Below are 18,453 nucleotides of genomic sequence, written 5' to 3'. Positions count from 1 at the left end.
TACTGTGATCCAACAAGAAAGTCGTTTAAAAGTTGCTGACAACTCCGGTGCCCGTGAAATCCTTACTATTAAGGTATTAGGTGGCTCTGGTCGTAAAACTGCTAACATTGGTGATGTCATTGTTGCTACGGTTAAACAAGCAACACCCGGTGGTGTTGTCAAAGCTCATGATGTCGTTAAAGCTGTGATCGTCCGGACTAAGTCTGGTGTTCACCGTGCTGACGGTTCATACATCAAGTTTGATGAAAATGCTGCAGTTATTATTCGTGATGACAAAACGCCACAAGGTACTCGTATCTTTGGCCCAGTCGCTCGTGAATTACGTGATAAAGACTTCATGCGTATTGTTTCATTAGCGCCAGAAGTACTCTAGTCACACACCGTAAATAAGGAGGTGCGCAACCTAATGTTGATTAAAACTGGTGATAAAGTTCGAGTAATCAGCGGTAAGGATCGTGGTCAAGAAGGTACTGTCAAAAAGGTTATCTCTGCCAAGAACCGGATCGTTGTTGAAGGTGTTAACAAGATCAAGAAACACCAAAAACCTACGAACGTTAACCCACAAGGCGGTATCGTGGACATCGAAGCACCAATCGATGCTTCTAACGTTATGTACCTTGACCCATCAACCAACGAACCTACACGTTTAGGTGTTCGTCGTGAAGATGGCAAGCGTGTCCGTTACGCTAAAAAGTCTGGTAAAGACTTAGAAAACTAAGACTGACTGAAAGGAGGAAGCAAGTTTCATGGAAAACCGTTTAAAAGCTCAATATGAAAAAGAAATCGTTCCAGCATTAGTTGACAAGTTCAATTACACTTCAGTAATGCAAGTGCCTAAGCTGGCTAAGATCGTTTTGAACATGGGTGTTGGTGATGCAGTTACCAACGCTAAAAACTTAGACGAAGCAGTTGAAGAATTAACTTTGATCTCCGGTCAAAAACCATTGGTTACCCGGGCAAAGAAGTCTATCGCTGGGTTCCGTCTTCGTGAAGGTATGGCAATTGGTGCCAAGGTTGACTTACGTGGCGAACGTATGTATGACTTCTTGGACAAGTTGATCAATGTTTCATTACCACGTGTTCGTGACTTCCATGGTGTAAGTACTCGTTCATTTGATGGTCGCGGTAACTACACATTGGGTGTCCGTGAACAATTGATCTTCCCAGAAATCAACTATGATAATGTTAACCGTGTTCGCGGTTTAGACATTGTAATCGTTACGACAGCTGATAGTGATGAAGAATCACGTGAGTTGTTAACTCAATTTGGCATGCCATTTGCTAAATAACCGAAGGGGGTTAATCGAAGTTGGCTAAAAAATCACAAATTGCTAAACAAAAGCGCGGTGCTAAGTTTAACGTACAAAACTACACCCGTTGTGAACGTTGTGGTCGTCCACATTCAGTTTACCGTAAATTCCACTTGTGCCGTATCTGCTTACGCGACCTGGCCCACAAAGGTCAAATCCCTGGTATGAAAAAGGCCAGCTGGTAAAAACAAACCCAAGTTAAAGGAGGTTAAACTTTCATGATGACTGATCCAATCGCAGATTTCTTGACTCGTATCCGTAACGCTAACATGGTACGCCACGATTCACTAGAAGTTCCTGCATCAAAAATCAAACGCAACATTGCTGAAATTTTAAAGAATGAAGGTTTTGTTCGCGACGTTGAATACATCGATGATGACAAACAGGGCATCATCCGCGTCTTCTTGAAGTATGGTAAGGACAACGAACGTGTAATCAGTGGCTTGAAGCGTATTTCAAAGCCAGGTTTACGTTCATATGTCAAAGCTGATGCTGTTCCTAAGGTTTTAAATGGCTTAGGAATTGCTATCATCTCAACTTCAGAAGGTGTCATTACTGATAAAGAAGCTCGCGCCAAGAAGCTTGGCGGCGAAGTATTAGCTTACGTTTGGTAATCATTAATTAAGACGGGAGGTGCAAGTAAGTGAGTCGTATTGGTTATAAAGTAATTGAACTACCTGCTGGGGTAGAAGTATCACAAGCTGGTGAAGTCGTTACGGTTAAGGGTCCTAAGGGTACTTTAACGCGGAACATCGCCAGTGATATTACGATGACGGTTGAAGGCAACGAAGTTAAATTCACTCGTCCATCTGATGACTACAAGATGAAGGCATTACACGGTACTACCCGTGCAAATGTTAACAACATGGTTGAAGGGGTTACTAAAGGCTTTACTAAGAACCTTCAATTGGTCGGTGTTGGTTACCGTGCCCAATTGCAAGGCAAGAAGTTAGTATTAAGCGTTGGTTACTCACACCCTGTTGAATTCGCAACGCCTGAAAACTTGACTGTTGAAGTTCCTGATAACACGCATATCAATATTTCTGGTATTGGTAAGCAAGCTGTTGGTGACTTTGCTGCCGAAGTTCGGGCCGTTCGTTCACCTGAACCTTACAAAGGTAAAGGGATTCGTTACGTCGATGAATATGTTCGTCGTAAGGAAGGTAAGACTGGTAAATAATGCAGCGTAAAGCTGTCCATACTAATATATAGAGGTGACTATTGTGATTTCCAAACCAGATAAAAACAAAACACGTCAACGTCGTCACGCACGTGTTCGCGGTAAGATTTCTGGGACTGCTGAGCGCCCACGCTTAAATGTTTATCGTTCAAACAAAAACATCTACGCTCAAGTTATTGATGATGTAGAGGGTGTAACGCTCGCAAGTGCCTCAACTTTAGATAGCGAAGTTAAAGGTAACAACAAAACTGAAAAGGCTGCATCTGTCGGTGAAGTTGTTGCTAAGCGCGCTGCTGAAAAGAAAATCGTTGACGTCGTTTTCGATCGTGGCGGTTACTTATATCATGGTCGGGTTCAAGCTTTGGCTGAAGCCGCTCGTGAAAACGGACTTAAATTCTAACAAAGGAGGAATAATACCATATGACTTTCATTGATCCATCAAAATTAGATCTTGACGATAATGTTGTTGCCATTAACCGGATTACCAAAGTTGTTAAAGGTGGTCGTCGCCTACGTTTTGCTGCATTAGTAATCGTTGGGGACCACAAGGGACACGTTGGTTTCGGTACTGGTAAGGCTCAAGAAGTTCCAGAAGCAATTCGGAAAGCTTCCGAAGCTGCTAAAAAGAACTTGATCACTGTACCAATGGTTGGTACCACCATTCCTCATGAAGCACTTGGTGTTTACGGTGGTGGCCGCATCATGCTTAAGCCTGCCGTTGAAGGTTCTGGTGTTGCCGCTGGTGGCGCCGTTCGTGCCGTCATGGAATTAGCCGGTGTGGATGATGTTACTAGTAAACGATTAGGCTCAAACACGCCAGTTAACGTTGTTCGTGCAACGTTTGAAGGCTTAAAGAGCTTAAAGACTGCTGAACAAGTCGCTGCTTTACGTGGCGTTTCAGCCGAACATTTAGCTGAATAGGGAGGACAAACAACATGGCTCAATTAAAGATCACTTTAGTACGCAGTGCTGCTCACCGTCTTCCTAAGCAACGTAAAATCGTTAAGGAATTAGGTTTGGGTCGGATTAATAGTTCCGTTGTTAAACCTGATGACGCAGCTACTCGCGGTCAAATTTTCCACATCGCACACTTAGTCGATGTCGAAATCATCAAGTAATTCAAATTTTCAAAGAGGAGGTGCCTACTAAATGAAGTTACATGAATTAACACCTAGTGAAGGTTCACGTTTTTCACGTCGTCGTATTGGTCGTGGTGACTCAAGTGGCCAAGGTAAGACTTCTGGTCGTGGCCAAAAAGGTCAAAAGGCGCGTGGTAAAGTTCGTGTTGGTTTCGAAGGTGGCCAAATGCCATTGTACCGTCGGATTCCTAAACGTGGATTTACTAACATTAACCGTAAAGAATATGCGGTTGTTAACCTTGACGGCTTAAACCGTTTTGATGATGGTGCCGAAGTTACACCAGAATCATTAAAGGAAGCTGGCTTAGTTAAGAAGAGTTCTGCTGTTAAAGTTCTTGGTAATGGTAAACTCAACAAAAAGTTAACAGTTAAGGCAAGCAAGTTCTCTGCAACGGCGGTTGCAGCTATTGAAGCTGCTGGCGGTAAAACTGAGGTGATCTAATTTGCTGACTACCATGAAGAACGCTCTCAAAGTAAAGGATATTAGGAATAAACTTCTGTTCACGTTGGGCGTTTTGATTGTATTTCGTCTTGGCTCTTATATCACAGTTCCTGGAGTTAATGCACAGGCGCTTCAGTCGGTGGCATCTTCAGGGCTGATAAGTATGTTGAATACATTCAGTGGTGGCGGTTTAACAAATTATTCCATCCTTGCTATGGGGGTATCCCCTTACATTACTGCACAAATCATCGTTCAATTGTTACAAATGGACATTGTTCCAAAGTTTGTTGAATGGGGTAAACAAGGTGAAGTTGGTCGACGCAAGCTTAATCAAGCGACCCGTTGGTTAACGATCGTCTTGGCCTTTGTTCAATCGATTGGGATTACGGCTGGGTTTAACTCTTTGAGTCAACTCAAGCTCGTTAATAATCCAAGTATTTCGACTTACCTGACCATCGGGGTGATCCTCACTGGCGGGGCGATGTTAACGACTTGGATGGGCGATATGATTACGGATCGTGGGATTGGTAATGGGGTTTCCATTATTATCTTCGCCGGGATCATTGCTCGGATGCCAACATCGATTTATCAAATTTATCAAGAACAGTTCGTTAATGTTTCACAGAGCGACTGGTGGAAGAGTGGCTTGTTTGTTGTTGGGTTAGCCTTGCTTGTGTTGATCATCGTTATGTTTGTAACGTGGGTTGAACAAGCTAATGACCGGATTCCAATTCAATACACTCGTCGTGCAGCTGGTGCACCTGACAGTAGTTACCTACCATTAAAGGTGAACGTTGCCGGGGTTATTCCTGTTATTTTCGCGAGTTCCTTCATTGCAACGCCCCAAACGATTTTGCTAGGGTTCCAATCCAGTCATGGTGACGAAACTTGGTATACCGTTTTGAGTAATATCTTCAATATGCAGTCGACGACTGGTGCGATTCTTTACACCATTCTAATCGTGCTCTTCACGTTCTTCTATGCGTTTGTTCAGGTCAATCCTGAAAAGCTCTCCAAGAACTTACAAAAGCAAGGCAGCTATATTCCTGGTGTTTGGCCAGGTAAGGATACTCAAGATTGGGTTTCAAAATTGTTAATGCGACTAAGTACGGTCGGTGCCCTCTACCTTGGGTTGATTTCCTTGATTCCATTATTAGCTTCTGATATTTGGGGTCTCGATGAATCAATCGGTTTAGGTGGGACGAGTTTACTAATCGTTGTTGGGGTTGCCCTTGAAACAATTCGTCAAATTAAAGGATTGATGATGAAACGTGACTATGTCGGTTTTATTCGTTAATCAGCGAATGTGTTGGGGAGACTCAACACATTTGTGCATTCAGGAGGAAAAAACATGTCAACAATGAACCTGATTTTAATGGGATTACCGGGTGCCGGTAAGGGTACTCAAGCACAGAAGATTCTCGAAGATTTTGATATTCCACATATCTCGACCGGGGATATCTTCCGTGCAGCCATTAAGAACGAAACGAAGATGGGCTTGGAAGCCAAGAAGTATATTGATGCAGGTAACTTAGTACCGGACGAAGTCACTAACGGCATCGTTCGTGATCGGTTAGCTGAAGCGGATACTAAAAATGGTTTCCTATTAGATGGTTACCCACGTAACATCGATCAAGCTCATGCTTTGAAACAAATCGGTGAAGGACTCAACAAACCACTCGATGGGGTTATCAACATTCATGTTGAACCAGCGGTGTTAGTTGAACGGCTTTCCGGTCGGTTTATTTGCCGGACTTGTGGGGCAACTTACCATAAGTTGTACAACAAGCCTAAGGTAGAAGGAACCTGTGATGTATGTGGCGGTCATGATTTCTATCAACGGGATGATGACAAGCCTGAGACCGTTAAGAATCGGTTGGACGTGAACATTAAGTTGAACACTCCATTAATTGATTATTACGGTCAAGAAAAATTACTCTACAATGTTGACGGTGATCGCGACATTGATGATGTCTACAAAGATATCAAGAAGATTCTTGATAACCTTTAAAACGGGGTTCCTTGAACGCCGGCGTTTGCTTTTCAAATGCCGTTGTGATAAACTTATTCAGGTTTAGCCGTTGACTGATTTAATATTTTCTTAATGTTATGATTAGACAATGACTGGTTCATTAACGGACCAAAACGTGGTAGCACGGAATCTGATAATAAGGAGGGACAGTACTTGGCAAAGGAAGACGTCATCGAAATTCAAGGCACCATTAAAGAAACATTGCCGAATGCAATGTTTAAGGTTGAACTTGAAAACGGCGCTGAAATCTTGGCACACGTGTCAGGTAAAATTCGGATGCATTACATTCGAATTTTACCTGGTGACAAGGTTACAGTTGAAATGTCACCTTATGATTTAACTAAGGGCCGCATTACCTACCGTTTCAAGTAGGTTCGGTCTACGTACCTTATAGGAGGTAAAAAACTCATGAAAGTAAGACCATCTGTAAAGCCGATGTGCGAACACTGCAAAGTTATTCGTCGTAAAGGCCGCGTGATGATTATCTGCTCTGCTAATCCAAAGCATAAGCAACGCCAAGGTAAATAATTTAACTAAGTTGGAGGTGAAATATTAATGGCTCGTATTGAAGGGATTGACTTACCACGTGACAAGCGTATTGTCATTGGTTTGACTTATATCTACGGTATCGGTAATACTTCTGCACAGAAGATCCTTGCTGAAGCCGGTGTTTCAGAAGACGTTCGTGTACGTGATTTAACTCCTGATCAGGAAGATAAAATCCGTGCCGTTGTCGATGGCTACAAAACTGAAGGTGACTTACGTCGTGAAGTCAGCTTAAACATCAAGTTATTGCAAGAAATCGGTTCATACCGTGGCATGCGTCATCGTCGTGGGTTACCAGTTCGTGGTCAACACACGAAGAACAATGCTCGTACTCGTAAGGGTAAAAAGGTCAGCATCGCTGGACGTAAAAAATAATTATAAAGGAGGTTTTCGAATTTTATGGCAACTAGAAAGACAACCCGTCGTCGTCGGGTAAAGAAGAACATTGAATCTGGTGTGGCTCACATCCATTCAACGTTCAACAACACACTTGTTATGATCACTGATATGCAAGGGAACGCCATTGCATGGTCATCAGCTGGTTCATTAGGTTTCAAAGGTAGTCGTAAGTCAACACCTTTTGCTGCTCAAATGGCTGCAGAAGCTGCTGCTAAGGCATCAATGGAACATGGCATGAAGACTGTTGAAGTCGCTGTTAAGGGTCCTGGTTCAGGTCGTGAAGCCGCTATCCGTGCTTTACAAGCTACTGGTTTGGAAGTTAGCGCAATTCGTGATGTTACGCCAGTGCCTCACAATGGTTCTCGTCCTCCAAAGCGTCGTCGTGTTTAATCTGTGACGTTCATTTTGAGGGCAAACTTCATTTTGTACGCACAACTACTAAACACCACGCGTTTTGAAAGGGGTAAAAGATAAGAATGATTGAATTTGAAAAACCTAACATTCATAAAATTGATGAAAACGACAACTATGGTAAGTTTGTTGTAGAACCGCTCGAACGCGGTTATGGTACAACTTTAGGGAATTCACTTCGTCGGATTCTTCTTTCTTCTTTACCTGGCGCTGCTGTTACTAGTATTCAAATTGATGGTGTGCTTCATGAATTTTCAACGATTGAGGGCGTAACGGAAGATGTTACGGCAATTATCTTGAATGTGAAGAAGATAGCACTTAAATTGGAATCAGACGAAACTAAGACGTTGGAAATCGACGTTAAGGGGCCTGCGAACGTTACTGCCGGTGATATCATTGGCGATGCGGACGTAGAAGTTTTGAATCCAGACTTGCCAATTTGTACGGTAGCAGACGGGGCACACTTCCATATGCGTATGACCGCAAATACTGGTCGTGGTTATGTTTCCGCTGAGGATAACAAACATCGTGAAGATGACATGCCAATTGGCGTTTTAGCTGTTGATTCATTGTATTCTCCAATCGAACGTGTCAACTACCAAGTTGAAAACACGCGGGTTGGTCAACGTGATGACTTCGATAAGTTAACCTTAGACGTTTGGACAAATGGTTCAATCACTCCAAGTGAAGCCATTAGTCTATCAGCCAAAATCCTGACTGATCACCTTTCAATCTTCGTAAATCTCACTGATGAAGCTAAAAACACTGATGTGATGGTCGAGAAGGAAGAAACGCATAAGGAAAAGATGTTAGAAATGACGATTGAAGAGTTAGATCTCTCCGTCCGTTCATACAATTGCTTGAAGCGTGCTGGTATCAACACGGTCCAAGAATTAACTAACAAAACTGAAGCTGATATGATGAAGGTTCGCAACCTTGGACGCAAGTCACTTGAGGAAGTTAAAGCAAAATTAGCTGACCTTGGGTTATCATTACGCAAAGAAGACTAATACAAGGGAGGATATCCGTTCATGAGTTACCGTAAATTACAACGTACAAGTTCACAGCGTCGTGCATTATTACGTGATTTGACAACGTCATTGCTCGTTAATGGCAAGATCGAAACGACCGAAGCCCGTGCTAAGGAAGTTCGTTCAACTGCCGACAAAATGATTTCTTTGGCTAAGAAGGGTGATTTAAGTGCCCGTCGTAAGGCTGCCGCATTCATGCGGGACGTCGTTGCTGATGTCAAAGAAGATGGCGACAACGTGGCTGTACAAACTGCATTGCAAAAGCTATTCAGTGACTTAGGTCCTCAATATGCTGACCGCAATGGTGGTTACACACGAATTTACAAGACTATGCCTCGTCGTGGCGACGGTGCACAAATGGTTGTCTTGGAACTCGTTGACTAGTTAAAATTGTTTTACGGATCACTGGGACTGATGATTGACGGGCGCTATGATGGTGGTTACTAGCAAAATAGTAACTAAGTCTAGTTCGGAAGTTATTTATGGTTAGACATAGATGGCATATCGCAGTTCTAAGTGATTTTTTTGGTGCTAGCTACGAGGCCGCTGACTTGAGGGATTTACTTCCCTAAGTCAGCGGTTTTTTATATAGCAACGAAGTGATATTAACATAGGAAAGATATCCGAATTTTGCTACAACCGCTCAGATATACTTGCAGGGGGACACAATTAGCTAAAAGTTGGGAAATAAAAAAGGTACCAAACGAATTGTTCGGTACCTATAAATGCAGTAATGATTTAGTTATGACGGGTTAATAGCCGTTGTGTCAAGCTAATCAAGTCAGTCTTAGCAGGTTGGTCAGGTAGTTTATTTAAAATGGCTAGTGCGTCTTGAGTGTACTTAGCAGCGAGTAATTGTGCTTGTGCAACCCCACCAGCGTTAATGACTAGCTGTTGGACTTCTTGTCGCTGAGATGCTGAAATTGCTCCCTGTAATCGCATTAGTGGTAATAAATCATGTTTAGCGTCTGTCTGGAGGGCAAAGATCAGTGGGGACGTATAAACACCTTCAGCAATGTCTTCAAGAATTGGTTTGCCAGTTTCCTGGCTGGCTTCTTGATAATCTAAGATATCATCCAGAATTTGAAAGGCCAACCCGATTTTGAGACCAGCTTTACGTGCTTGCTGTGCGAAATGTCTACTTTGTCCGGATTCATATGCACCGAGGAAACAACTCAGTGCGAATAATTCGGCTGTTTTGCCTTGAATTTGTTCCAAGTATTCCGTCATGGTAATGTCCAGATGATAGTGGCGGTCTTTTTGCTGGACCTCGCCAACTAGGATCTTCTCCATGTTTTCGGAGTTCATCTGGATGCTCTTGAAACTGCTTGAATAGTGCGCGAGAATTTTGAATACGACAACGAATAAATAATCACCAGCATAAACGGCAGTATCCTTACCGAAACGTTCCTGAATGGTAACGTGATGCCGACGTAAAGCGGCATCATCGATAATGTCATCATGGATCAGTGTTGCAGTATGGAGCGTTTCTAATGACGCTGCTAAGGCCACCATCCGTTGGCGATCAGTGGCAATAAATTGTGAGAAGAGGAGGCAGTATGCGGGACGTAAGAGCTTACCACCACCATGAATCATTTCTAAGATGGCGTTATTGATTGCGGCGTCTTGGATATTGATGTTAGCCGTCATCAGCTGCATGACTTGTTGTAGCTCCGGTTGTAATGCCGGATAATCACGCCAAATTGGGTGTAATTGTGTTGCCGATTGCATAAGAATTACTCCTTTGTTTGATCTGGATGGTGTTCCCGATTGAATTTAAGATAACGCAAAATCGTGACATGGGTGAACAAATAATTAGCGGCAATTCCAAGAGCGCTTCCTGCTGCTAGTCCAATAATTGAAAGGACTGGCAAGTATAACATGACGGTCCACGTTTGGGCAATTAAGCTTGCCACAAGTAATTGGCCCACGTTATGCATGACGCCCCCGGTTGCTGAAATCCCAATAATACTAACGCGTTTAGGTCCAAGCTGTTTAACAAGTATCATGGCAAACAGGCTAAGAAAGGCACCCCCAAAACTATACAGAAAGGTAGATAGTGTTCCACCAAGGAGGGCTGTTAAAATTAAACGTAACCAAGTTAGTGTGATCACATCAGTTAACGATAGCGTATAGATAGCAACAATGGTAATCAAGTTAGCTAAACCAAGCTTGGCCCCTGGTGCAAAAGCAAACGGGAACGGAATCATACGTTCCAAAATTCCAATAATAACGCCCTGTGCCACGAGCAGAGCAATATAAATATTACGATGAGTTTTGTTAGATCGTTCGAATGAATTATTCATGTTTTACTCCGTAACTAAACCGTTACCGCCAGATTTGACTTGACCATTGCTTGCCTTAATTTCGACTAAGAGTTTGTGGGGCAAACAAACAATTGTTTGTCCTGGTTTATTAATCCAACCCCGCCGAACACACACTTGGTCGGAACAATTAGCCTTGGTGATAGACACCCGTTTAGGCTCAAACGTAATCGTGTTGTAGTGACCATGATTATCGCGATAGGTGAAGTGTTTAGTAGTCTTCAGAGTTGTGATATTAACACGCTTTAGGACTGTCCCATTGTGTGAGACCACGGCATTATACGTGGTTTCACTTGTCGTGGCTTGTCGTTTTGCCACTAGGGCGGCGTGTTCCGCTTGTTTTTTTTGTTGATATGAAAAAATCGCTAGTGGGGTGAACGATAAAATAATTAGCGCAACAATAATAATAATATCAAACGGTTTGATCATATCCCCATAACGTTTGAATGTCCGGATCATTGTCCGTAATTTATGCATCGTTGACCCTCCAATTCAAATGAAATAAAAAATGGTTCAAGGGGGAGAAAAACAACCCTTGAACCATCGGGAAAGGATTTAATTAATTATAACGCATCTAGCGGGTTTTAACAGCATCGTAATGAGAACGAACGTTGCCATACCACCAGTGTCCAAGGTGTTTTTGCATCCACGGAACGACCCAGTAATCTAACCCAAATGTCCGACCAGAACCGTTCATCAAGGCTAAAGCCACAAAGATCATCCAAATATTGACCCAGTAGAACATACCAGATAAGCAGAAGACGACGACTAACCCAATGGTGACCGCGTTAGCAAACCAAGTAAAGAGTCCGAAGAAGATACATAGCGCAATGATGATTTCAACACAAGTCATGAACTTCTGGAAGAAGAGGGCCATTTGCATATTCGGTACAAAGAATTTGGTAATTGATTCGAACCAGTGCGGCATTTTGTCAAAGACCATCAATGGTTCTTTACCGTACATGTATGAAAGACTGAAGACGCCTTTAGCGGCCTTAGCAGTTGACGTGGCCGCTTCAGAAGCACCGCTAGTTGCAGCGGCCTTGGTTGCTTGGGAAGCACCACTAGTTGCGGCGACGGTAATCCAATCAAATGGTAAACGTAACTTATCTGTAAACCAGGATTCAGATCCCTGAACTTTTGTCCAACAATCCCATAACCACATGGCACCGTAGAAGAATCTCAGTGGCACACTCCAGAGCACGTTACCGGCCCGTGAGACCCAGCCGCGGAAAACGTTCCGGTTGTTGCGGGTCCGGAAGAATTCATGCATGAAGTATTGGAATAGGTAGTAACCTGAGAAAATCTGAACGTAGTACATCCAGTTGATAGCGTGTTTTAAAAGCACGGCAATAAAACCAGAGACATTCCATTTCTCTAAGACTTGCGCAACGGCATACTTGGAACCAATTGAGTCGACAGATGCTTGATAAGCGCCCTTAAAAGGCTTAATTGTGACGTCTGTCTGATCAACGTTCTTAATAATGCCTTCAACCGCTTTAGCAGCAGTTTCTTCAGCCCCTTGAACAATTTGTGGGACTGGCCGTGGTTGATCAGGTTCTTGATAACTGGTTGAATCACCGGCTAAGAAGATATTGTTGCAGTCCTTAGCCTGCATGAATTCATTGGCCATCAAACGGCCGCCGCGGGGGTTTGTTTCGATACCAAACTTTTTAACGATACTATTAGCTCGAACACCGGCTGTCCAGATTAACGTGTAGGTTGGGATTGGATCCTTACCTTTTAAGTTAACGTGGTCTTCAAAGACTTCGGTAATCATGGAGTTCGTCATGATTTTGACACCATGCTTTTCCATGTACTTGGCAGCCTTACCAGCTTGCGTCCGGTTGAGCATGTTAATGATAGTTGGTGCGGCTTCCACTAATTGTAATGTGATTTCGCTAGGATCGAGTTTGTTATCCCGCGCCAAGACGTCACGATATTCAATTAATTCACCAATCAGTTCAGAACCAGTAAAACCAGAACCGCAGACGGTGAAAGTTAACATCGCCTTGCGTTTGGCAGGGTCGAGCTCAGCGGCTCCTCGTCGAATAATTGCAGATAAATGAGCTCGTAAGGCCATGGCTTGTTCGAAGGACCACAATTCAAAGCCGTGTTCCTTAACACCGGGCGTGCCGAAATCGTTAGATTCGCCACCCAAGCTAATGAGGAGTTGATCATATTGATAACTCCCGTGTTCAGTTGTAACTGTTTGTGACTTTTTGTCGATGTCCGTTACAGTATCCGTAACGAGACGCACATTCTTTCGTCGTGCGAACAACCGTTGCAAATCATATTGAATATGCTCAGGATCTACTCGTTCGGTAGCAACTTCATGTAATTCAGTCATATACGTGAAGTATGAATGCCGATCAATTAGCGTAATCTCAACGTCCGCATTCTTCTTGAAATGCTTAGACAGTTTTTTGGTTGCGTAAACGCCAGCAAAACCCGCACCGACAACGACAATATTTTTCTTTGCCATTGCGTAACAACTCCCTTGAATAATAGTATAAAAAGATAATTCCACTAACAATTATAACGATAATGTAAGCGGTTGTCTATGGATTGTTGTGAAGAATGCATAAACTATCACATTATATGGACCACGTAAACAGTGGGAGTATGGTTTAAACGTGAAGCGTTGCCAATAGCGCCATTGTTAGGGTGAAATATTATTTTTTTAATGAATTAGGATTGACTATTGTGACGTTAAACGTTAAGATTAATGTGAATTTTCATACAAAAAGGTTAGGAGTGGGATACAATGAAATTCAAATCAGTTATTACAGGTGCTTCGGTTGTGGCTATTTCGGCTTTAGCTTTGGCAGGTTGTGGTAGTAGTTCTTCAAGTTCTTCAAAGAAGAGTTCATCTTCAAGCTCATCAGCTAAGACAACTAAGGTTGCTAAATTAACTGCTGGTAGCAAAATGAAAGCGGGTACTTATAACCTTGAAGAAGAAAATTATTCACATGGTTATCGGACCAAGATGAGTATCACGGTTAATAACAACGGCAAAATCACTAAGTCCAGTTATGACCAAGTGAACAAGAATGGTAAGTCTAAGGCTAACGATTCTTCATACAACAAACAAATGAAGAAAGTCGCAGGAACTAATCCTAAGACTTACATGCCTAAGTTAAACAAGACTTTGACAGGCTCTGCTGCAACTGGTAACGTTGGCTCGATCGACGTTGTGACTGGTGCGACTGAATCATCGAAGACGTTCCAAAACTACACCCAACAATTAGTTCAAGCAGCTCAAGCGGGTAACAAGTCAACGATTAAGATTGACAACGGTGCCAAGATGAAAGACGGCACCTACAAGTTAAACGAAAAGAACTATTCACATGGGTATAAAGTTACCTTCGCGATTACGGTTAAGGACAACAAGATTACGAAGTCTGAATACAACCAAGTGAACAAGAATGGTAAGTCCAAGGTTGACGATGCTGCTTACAACAAGCAAATGAAGAAAGTTGCTAAGACTAATCCGAAGACTTATCAACCAGCTTTGAACAAGTCATTAGTTAAAAGCAGTGATCCAACTAAAGTTGATGTTGTAACTGGTGCGACTGAATCCTCTAACACCTTCATCATGTATGCGGAACAATTACAAAATGCCGCACAAAAAGGTGATACGAACACAATCACTGTTGACAACATGATTTTCTCTGAATAAGCAATTTAATCAATAATTTTTTTGAGGCCCGAGGCGCATGCTGAAGGCCTTTTGTTTTTACTAGTAATGAACATAATAGGTAGGCTAAATGCTACGGTAATTTTATCAACTCAAATAAACGATTGGCATCGAATGAAGGTGAGGTGCTTGTTATTAAAATGAGTTGAGCAGTCAATTGGTATCACCGGATGAAACAAAACTTTGGTATAATGACGATTGAAATTATAAATAGGGGAAGTATTGGGAATGAAGCTAAAAAAATGGGTTCAAATTGGACTAATTGTTGCAATGATGGTGCCATTGACGGCATGTGGAGCTAATACCAGTAATAAAGGCGCTGCTAGTAGTCGGCCTAAACCGACTAAAGTTGTTAAGACACCAATTGAAGATACCCAGTTTATGATGGGAACAGTGGTCACACTACGGATTTATAACAAAGGCAAGGATAAAGCATTAGCCGGTGCCTTTAAATTGTTGAAGGCTGAGGCAAAAGAAATTACGGTCAATCAAAAAGGGTCTGAGATTGATAAAATCAATAATGCTGCTGGTAAAAAGCCAGTCGTTGTCAGTAAGGATATTTATCCGATGATCAAGGCAGCTTATTATTATAGTAAAAATTCCGATGAGTCCTTTGATTTGGCCATTGGACCGATCACGTCACTGTGGCATATCGGATTTTCAGATGCAAAGGTGCCGACACAGCAAGAAATTGATAAAAATGTCAAGCTGGTCGATTATAAGAAAGTTAAATTAAATGACAAAAAGCGGACGGTTTACTTGGAAGAAAAAGGCATGCAACTTGACCTTGGTGGCATCGCTAAAGGTTATATGACTGATCAAGTCAAGACGTACTTGTTAAATCACGGGGTCTCAACCGCAATTATTGACCTTGGAGGTAATATTTATGTTTTAGGTGACAGTCCTAAGGGCACTAAGTCCGGTAACTGGACGGTCGGTATTCAAGATCCGAAAGCCTCACGCGGAACTGCGATTGGTTCATTACCGGCTAAGAATAAATCGATCGTTACGTCTGGTATTTATGAACGTTATTTGAAAAAGAATGGTAAAGTTTATAGCCATTTAATGGACCCACAAACAGGGGCTCCCTATCAAAATAATTTGATGGGCGTTTCAATTATTTCGAAGAAGTCGGTGGACGGTGACGCGTTATCGACAGCAACGTTCGACAAAGGTTTAAAAGACGGGATGAAGTATATTAATGCCAAAGCAGATCAAGGTATTGGGGCCATTTTTATTACCAAGGATAAAAAAGTCTACGTTTCTAACAATCTGAAGAAACAATTCACGTTGTTTGGTGACGAGGGCTACAAATACGGGCCTACTACTGATTTAAAGTAGGTTAAATGTGAAAGTTAGTCTAATACAAGTTCCGCTAGATATGTTATGATAATAACCATGAATTTTAAGGAAATGAGGGACAATGGTGAGTCCGATTATTAACGTTGAACATTTAGATTATCGTTATCCGCAACAGTCGGCGGATCAGTTAACGTTACGCGATATTTCATTTACGGTCATGCCGGGTGAATGGGTCGCCATTGTCGGCCATAACGGTTCTGGTAAGTCAACTTTGGCCAAGAATTTGAACGGATTATTGGCACCAGCGGCCGGAATGATTACGGTTGATGGTCAAGTGTTGTCTGAAGAGACCGTCTGGGATATACGGCACAAGATTGGGATGGTCTTTCAAAATCCAGATAATCAGTTTGTTGGAGCAACCGTTGAAGACGACGTTGCGTTTAGCCTTGAAAATCAAGGCATTCCTCGTTCTGAAATGTTAACGCGGGTACAAGCGGCTCTGGAACAAGTCAACATGCAGGATTTTGCAACGCGCGAACCAGCACGCTTGTCAGGTGGTCAAAAACAACGGGTGGCGCTGGCTGGTATGATCGCCGCGCGGCCCCAGATTTTAATTCTAGACGAAGCAACGTCCATGTTGGATCCCCGCGGTCGACAGGAAGTGTTGACGACGATTCGCGACATGAAGGCTAATTCAGCGTTAACGGTCTTGTCGATTACGCATGATATTGACGAAGCTGCCAGTGCTAATCGGGTCTTAGTGATCAATGACGGTGAGGTTAAGGAAGAGGGGACCCCCGCGGAAATTTTTCAGCATGGAGAAGCCTTAATTAAGATGGGATTGGACATGCCGTATGCCGAGCGCTTAAAAGCAGCGCTAAAGCGGCAGGGTGTTCAAGTGCCAGCGCAGTATTTAACAGAGAAAGGAATGGCGGGCTGGTTATGGCAATTACGTTCAAACAAGTAGATTTTACTTACCAACCGGGTACGCCGTTCGAAACTAAGGCGTTAACTGATATTAACGTCACGATTCCCACCGGCTCTTATACGGCTTTGATTGGTCATACTGGGAGTGGCAAGTCCACGCTTTTACAACATTTGAACGCCTTACTCAAACCAACTAGTGGAACGGTCACGATTGGTGAACGGGTCATTACACCAACGACGAGTAATAAGGATTTGAAGCGATTGCGGCAACACGTGGGTATCGTCTTTCAGTTTCCAGAAAGTCAGTTGTTTGAAGAAACGGTGGCCAAAGATATTGCATTCGGGCCCCAGAACTTTGGGACTAGCGAAGCGGATGCTCTGAAAACGGCGGCTGAAATGTTGACCTTAGTTGGGTTAGATGAGTCATTACTGACGCGTTCACCATTTGACCTCTCGGGTGGGCAGATGCGGCGCGTGGCGATTGCGGGTGTACTCGCGATGCAGCCCCAGGTGCTCGTCCTAGATGAACCCACTGCCGGACTGGATCCGCAAGGCCGCTTAGACATGATGGAAATGTTTGCTCGCTTACGCCGTGAACGCGATTTAACAGTGGTGTTAGTTACTCATCAGATGGATGATGTGGCCAATTATGCGGATAATGTCATTGTGATGGATCGCGGGCAAATCGTTAAAACAGGGACGCCTCGTGAGATCTTCAAGGATCCTGAGTGGCTGACTGCCCATCAACTGGGTTTGCCGAAAACGACGGCCTTTGCACATACGTTACAAAAGCAAGGTTGGCAATTTGATAGCTGGCCACTGACCGAGGACGAATTAGCAGCAGCCATCGTCCAACAGTTGCCACCGAACGCGATGGGGGAGGTGGCCGCTCATGATGAATAAATTGATCTTTGGCCGCTATATTCCGGGAGACTCCGTGGTTCACCATATGGATCCCCGGGCGAAGCTGTTACTGAGTTTTTATTTTATTGGGATCATTTTTATTGCCAATAACTGGGCAACCTACGCCTTGTTATTTGCCTTTACATTGGCTGCCATCTACCTATCTGGCGTGAAATGGTCGTTCTTCATCAACGGGGTCAAACCGCTGATTTGGTTGATTTTATTCACCGTCATCCTGCAAGTGTTGTTTAGTGCGAGTGGCGGGCACGTTTACTTTCAATGGGGCATCATTACAATCAGCCAACTTGGATTGATCAACGGGGTCTATATTTTTTGCCGGTTCGTGCTGATTATTTTTATGTCAACGCTGTTAACTCTAACAACGCCGCCACTGGAATTGTCGGATGCCATCGAGTATATCTTGATGCCGCTCAAAGCGGTCCGTTTTCCAGTCTATGAAGTGGCGCTGATGTTGTCGATTGCCTTACGTTTTGTGCCAACGTTGATGGATGAAACGGAAAAAATCATGAACGCGCAACGCGCCCGTGGTGTTGACTTTGGTGAAGGCAATATCTTTCAACAAATGCGTGCCGTAGTCCCACTGCTGATTCCGCTGTTTGTCAGCTCATTCAACCGAGCTGAGGATTTGGCAACGGCAATGGAAGCACGTGGCTATCAAGGCGGTGAGGGTCGCAGTAAGTATCGGATTCTTAAGTGGCACCAACGTGATACTTGGACTACCGGATGTTTCGCGGCCTTAACCGTTGCTTTGATCTTCTTACGCGCATAGAATGACTATTAATTAAC

General features: G+C 43.3%; 27 protein-coding genes. 23 read left to right on the top strand and 4 right to left on the bottom strand.

The genetic code is table 11. From position 1 onward, the window contains the following. Positions 1-4 precede the first annotated feature (4 nt). The 18 genes from rplN to rplQ all read left to right on the top strand — a co-directional run bounded on the left by rplN (position 5) and on the right by rplQ (position 8,874). Positions 5-373 carry a 50S ribosomal protein L14 gene (gene rplN, locus RXV91_RS00685; protein ID WP_003641257.1) on the top strand — a complete coding sequence of 123 codons (369 nt, stop codon included), beginning with the start codon at positions 5-7 and terminating at the stop codon, positions 371-373. A gap of 33 nt (positions 374-406) precedes the next feature. Next, a complete protein-coding gene (gene rplX / locus RXV91_RS00680) occupies positions 407-718 on the top strand; it encodes a 50S ribosomal protein L24 (protein WP_003641258.1) in 312 nt (103 codons plus the stop codon). A gap of 28 nt (positions 719-746) precedes the next feature. Then, positions 747-1,289, top strand: coding sequence for a 50S ribosomal protein L5 (gene rplE / locus RXV91_RS00675; RefSeq protein WP_003638072.1), 543 nt, complete (start codon positions 747-749; stop codon positions 1,287-1,289). Positions 1,290-1,309: 20 nt separating this feature from the next. Next, on the top strand, positions 1,310-1,495 hold the full coding sequence (locus RXV91_RS00670) for a type Z 30S ribosomal protein S14 (protein ID WP_003638073.1): 186 nt from the start codon (positions 1,310-1,312) through the stop codon (positions 1,493-1,495). A gap of 33 nt (positions 1,496-1,528) precedes the next feature. Continuing rightward, positions 1,529-1,924: a 30S ribosomal protein S8 gene (gene rpsH / locus RXV91_RS00665; RefSeq protein ID WP_003638074.1), complete on the top strand. Its 396-nt coding sequence runs from the start codon at positions 1,529-1,531 to the stop codon at positions 1,922-1,924. A gap of 29 nt (positions 1,925-1,953) precedes the next feature. After that, a complete protein-coding gene (rplF, locus tag RXV91_RS00660) occupies positions 1,954-2,490 on the top strand; it encodes a 50S ribosomal protein L6 (protein ID WP_003641259.1) in 537 nt (178 codons plus the stop codon). A 34-nt stretch (positions 2,491-2,524) separates the two neighbouring features. Continuing rightward, positions 2,525-2,890, top strand: a complete 366-nt coding sequence (rplR, locus tag RXV91_RS00655) for a 50S ribosomal protein L18 (protein ID WP_003641260.1) — start codon at positions 2,525-2,527, stop codon at positions 2,888-2,890. 20 nt (positions 2,891-2,910) lie between these two features. Continuing rightward, positions 2,911-3,411 (top strand): 30S ribosomal protein S5, encoded by a 501-nt coding sequence (rpsE, locus tag RXV91_RS00650; protein WP_003638077.1) that lies wholly within the window; start codon positions 2,911-2,913, stop codon positions 3,409-3,411. Between the two features lie 14 nt (positions 3,412-3,425). Beyond that, the gene (gene rpmD / locus RXV91_RS00645; protein WP_003641261.1) at positions 3,426-3,608 is read left to right on the top strand and encodes a 50S ribosomal protein L30; all 183 of its coding nucleotides are present in this window, start codon (positions 3,426-3,428) and stop codon (positions 3,606-3,608) included. A gap of 31 nt (positions 3,609-3,639) precedes the next feature. Further along, the gene (gene rplO, locus RXV91_RS00640) at positions 3,640-4,071 is read left to right on the top strand and encodes a 50S ribosomal protein L15 (RefSeq protein WP_003638079.1); all 432 of its coding nucleotides are present in this window, start codon (positions 3,640-3,642) and stop codon (positions 4,069-4,071) included. 1 nt (position 4,072) lies between these two features. Beyond that, positions 4,073-5,368 carry a preprotein translocase subunit SecY gene (gene secY / locus RXV91_RS00635; protein WP_003644092.1) on the top strand — a complete coding sequence of 432 codons (1,296 nt, stop codon included), beginning with the start codon at positions 4,073-4,075 and terminating at the stop codon, positions 5,366-5,368. 63 nt (positions 5,369-5,431) lie between these two features. Continuing rightward, positions 5,432-6,082, top strand: coding sequence for an adenylate kinase (locus tag RXV91_RS00630; RefSeq protein WP_316438527.1), 651 nt, complete (start codon positions 5,432-5,434; stop codon positions 6,080-6,082). Positions 6,083-6,256: 174 nt separating this feature from the next. Next, positions 6,257-6,475, top strand: coding sequence for a translation initiation factor IF-1 (gene infA / locus RXV91_RS00625; protein WP_003638082.1), 219 nt, complete (start codon positions 6,257-6,259; stop codon positions 6,473-6,475). 36 nt (positions 6,476-6,511) lie between these two features. Continuing rightward, complete coding sequence (gene rpmJ, locus RXV91_RS00620; protein WP_003638083.1) at positions 6,512-6,631, top strand: 50S ribosomal protein L36; 120 nt, start codon at positions 6,512-6,514, stop codon at positions 6,629-6,631. A 27-nt stretch (positions 6,632-6,658) separates the two neighbouring features. After that, positions 6,659-7,024, top strand: coding sequence for a 30S ribosomal protein S13 (gene rpsM, locus RXV91_RS00615; RefSeq protein WP_003641265.1), 366 nt, complete (start codon positions 6,659-6,661; stop codon positions 7,022-7,024). A gap of 24 nt (positions 7,025-7,048) precedes the next feature. Then, the gene (gene rpsK, locus RXV91_RS00610; protein ID WP_003641266.1) at positions 7,049-7,438 is read left to right on the top strand and encodes a 30S ribosomal protein S11; all 390 of its coding nucleotides are present in this window, start codon (positions 7,049-7,051) and stop codon (positions 7,436-7,438) included. An 86-nt stretch (positions 7,439-7,524) separates the two neighbouring features. Further along, on the top strand, positions 7,525-8,469 hold the full coding sequence (locus RXV91_RS00605; RefSeq protein WP_003641267.1) for a DNA-directed RNA polymerase subunit alpha: 945 nt from the start codon (positions 7,525-7,527) through the stop codon (positions 8,467-8,469). A gap of 21 nt (positions 8,470-8,490) precedes the next feature. After that, a complete protein-coding gene (gene rplQ / locus RXV91_RS00600) occupies positions 8,491-8,874 on the top strand; it encodes a 50S ribosomal protein L17 (protein ID WP_316438265.1) in 384 nt (127 codons plus the stop codon). Between the two features lie 354 nt (positions 8,875-9,228). On the opposite strand, the gene RXV91_RS00595 is transcribed toward rplQ, so the two are convergent. From RXV91_RS00595 to RXV91_RS00580, 4 genes are all read right to left on the bottom strand, one after another. Next, the gene (locus RXV91_RS00595; protein WP_316438264.1) at positions 9,229-10,221 is read right to left on the bottom strand and encodes a polyprenyl synthetase family protein; all 993 of its coding nucleotides are present in this window, start codon (positions 10,219-10,221) and stop codon (positions 9,229-9,231) included. A gap of 5 nt (positions 10,222-10,226) precedes the next feature. Continuing rightward, positions 10,227-10,796 carry a Gx transporter family protein gene (locus RXV91_RS00590; RefSeq protein ID WP_316438263.1) on the bottom strand — a complete coding sequence of 190 codons (570 nt, stop codon included), beginning with the start codon at positions 10,794-10,796 and terminating at the stop codon, positions 10,227-10,229. Positions 10,797-10,799: 3 nt separating this feature from the next. Next, a complete protein-coding gene (locus tag RXV91_RS00585) occupies positions 10,800-11,291 on the bottom strand; it encodes a NusG domain II-containing protein (RefSeq protein ID WP_316438262.1) in 492 nt (163 codons plus the stop codon). A 97-nt stretch (positions 11,292-11,388) separates the two neighbouring features. After that, complete coding sequence (locus RXV91_RS00580; protein WP_316438261.1) at positions 11,389-13,299, bottom strand: FAD-dependent oxidoreductase; 1,911 nt, start codon at positions 13,297-13,299, stop codon at positions 11,389-11,391. A 282-nt stretch (positions 13,300-13,581) separates the two neighbouring features. Here RXV91_RS00580 and pplA point away from each other — a divergent pair, with 282 nt between their 5' ends. The 5 genes from pplA to RXV91_RS00555 all read left to right on the top strand — a co-directional run bounded on the left by pplA (position 13,582) and on the right by RXV91_RS00555 (position 18,436). Continuing rightward, a complete protein-coding gene (gene pplA, locus RXV91_RS00575) occupies positions 13,582-14,496 on the top strand; it encodes an extracellular electron transfer flavoprotein PplA (protein WP_316438260.1) in 915 nt (304 codons plus the stop codon). A gap of 246 nt (positions 14,497-14,742) precedes the next feature. Further along, entirely contained in the window at positions 14,743-15,855 is a 1,113-nt protein-coding gene (locus RXV91_RS00570) for an FAD:protein FMN transferase (protein ID WP_316438259.1), read from the top strand. An 85-nt stretch (positions 15,856-15,940) separates the two neighbouring features. Next, positions 15,941-16,783 carry an energy-coupling factor ABC transporter ATP-binding protein gene (locus RXV91_RS00565; protein WP_396426710.1) on the top strand — a complete coding sequence of 281 codons (843 nt, stop codon included), beginning with the start codon at positions 15,941-15,943 and terminating at the stop codon, positions 16,781-16,783. After that, the gene (locus RXV91_RS00560) at positions 16,759-17,646 is read left to right on the top strand and encodes an energy-coupling factor ABC transporter ATP-binding protein (protein ID WP_316438257.1); all 888 of its coding nucleotides are present in this window, start codon (positions 16,759-16,761) and stop codon (positions 17,644-17,646) included. The genes RXV91_RS00565 and RXV91_RS00560 overlap by 25 nt, the downstream gene beginning before the upstream one ends. Then, on the top strand, positions 17,636-18,436 hold the full coding sequence (locus tag RXV91_RS00555) for an energy-coupling factor transporter transmembrane protein EcfT (RefSeq protein WP_316438256.1): 801 nt from the start codon (positions 17,636-17,638) through the stop codon (positions 18,434-18,436). The genes RXV91_RS00560 and RXV91_RS00555 overlap by 11 nt, the downstream gene beginning before the upstream one ends. The last annotated feature ends 17 nt before the right edge of the window (positions 18,437-18,453 follow it).

Source organism: Lactiplantibacillus sp. DA1 (assembly GCF_032681335.1).
Lineage (GTDB): Bacteria > Bacillota > Bacilli > Lactobacillales > Lactobacillaceae > Lactiplantibacillus.
The sequence above is the reverse complement of the archived record's forward strand: the minus strand, read 5'-3'. Positions and strand labels throughout refer to the sequence as shown.

Coding starts and splice junctions, on each gene's coding strand:
- RXV91_RS00570 (WP_316438259.1), top strand. CDS start 14,743: ATGAAGCTAAAAAAATGGGTTCAAATTGGACTAATTGTTGCAATGATG.
- RXV91_RS00585 (WP_316438262.1), bottom strand. CDS start 11,291: ATGCATAAATTACGGACAATGATCCGGACATTCAAACGTTATGGGGAT.
- RXV91_RS00590 (WP_316438263.1), bottom strand. CDS start 10,796: ATGAATAATTCATTCGAACGATCTAACAAAACTCATCGTAATATTTAT.
- rplE (WP_003638072.1), top strand. CDS start 747: ATGGAAAACCGTTTAAAAGCTCAATATGAAAAAGAAATCGTTCCAGCA.
- RXV91_RS00630 (WP_316438527.1), top strand. CDS start 5,432: ATGAACCTGATTTTAATGGGATTACCGGGTGCCGGTAAGGGTACTCAA.
- rpsK (WP_003641266.1), top strand. CDS start 7,049: ATGGCAACTAGAAAGACAACCCGTCGTCGTCGGGTAAAGAAGAACATT.
- RXV91_RS00605 (WP_003641267.1), top strand. CDS start 7,525: ATGATTGAATTTGAAAAACCTAACATTCATAAAATTGATGAAAACGAC.
- rpmD (WP_003641261.1), top strand. CDS start 3,426: ATGGCTCAATTAAAGATCACTTTAGTACGCAGTGCTGCTCACCGTCTT.
- RXV91_RS00555 (WP_316438256.1), top strand. CDS start 17,636: ATGATGAATAAATTGATCTTTGGCCGCTATATTCCGGGAGACTCCGTG.
- rpsM (WP_003641265.1), top strand. CDS start 6,659: ATGGCTCGTATTGAAGGGATTGACTTACCACGTGACAAGCGTATTGTC.
- rplQ (WP_316438265.1), top strand. CDS start 8,491: ATGAGTTACCGTAAATTACAACGTACAAGTTCACAGCGTCGTGCATTA.
- rpmJ (WP_003638083.1), top strand. CDS start 6,512: ATGAAAGTAAGACCATCTGTAAAGCCGATGTGCGAACACTGCAAAGTT.
- rplO (WP_003638079.1), top strand. CDS start 3,640: ATGAAGTTACATGAATTAACACCTAGTGAAGGTTCACGTTTTTCACGT.
- RXV91_RS00595 (WP_316438264.1), bottom strand. CDS start 10,221: ATGCAATCGGCAACACAATTACACCCAATTTGGCGTGATTATCCGGCA.
- pplA (WP_316438260.1), top strand. CDS start 13,582: ATGAAATTCAAATCAGTTATTACAGGTGCTTCGGTTGTGGCTATTTCG.
- rplX (WP_003641258.1), top strand. CDS start 407: ATGTTGATTAAAACTGGTGATAAAGTTCGAGTAATCAGCGGTAAGGAT.
- rpsE (WP_003638077.1), top strand. CDS start 2,911: ATGACTTTCATTGATCCATCAAAATTAGATCTTGACGATAATGTTGTT.
- RXV91_RS00580 (WP_316438261.1), bottom strand. CDS start 13,299: ATGGCAAAGAAAAATATTGTCGTTGTCGGTGCGGGTTTTGCTGGCGTT.
- RXV91_RS00560 (WP_316438257.1), top strand. CDS start 16,759: ATGGCAATTACGTTCAAACAAGTAGATTTTACTTACCAACCGGGTACG.
- rpsH (WP_003638074.1), top strand. CDS start 1,529: ATGATGACTGATCCAATCGCAGATTTCTTGACTCGTATCCGTAACGCT.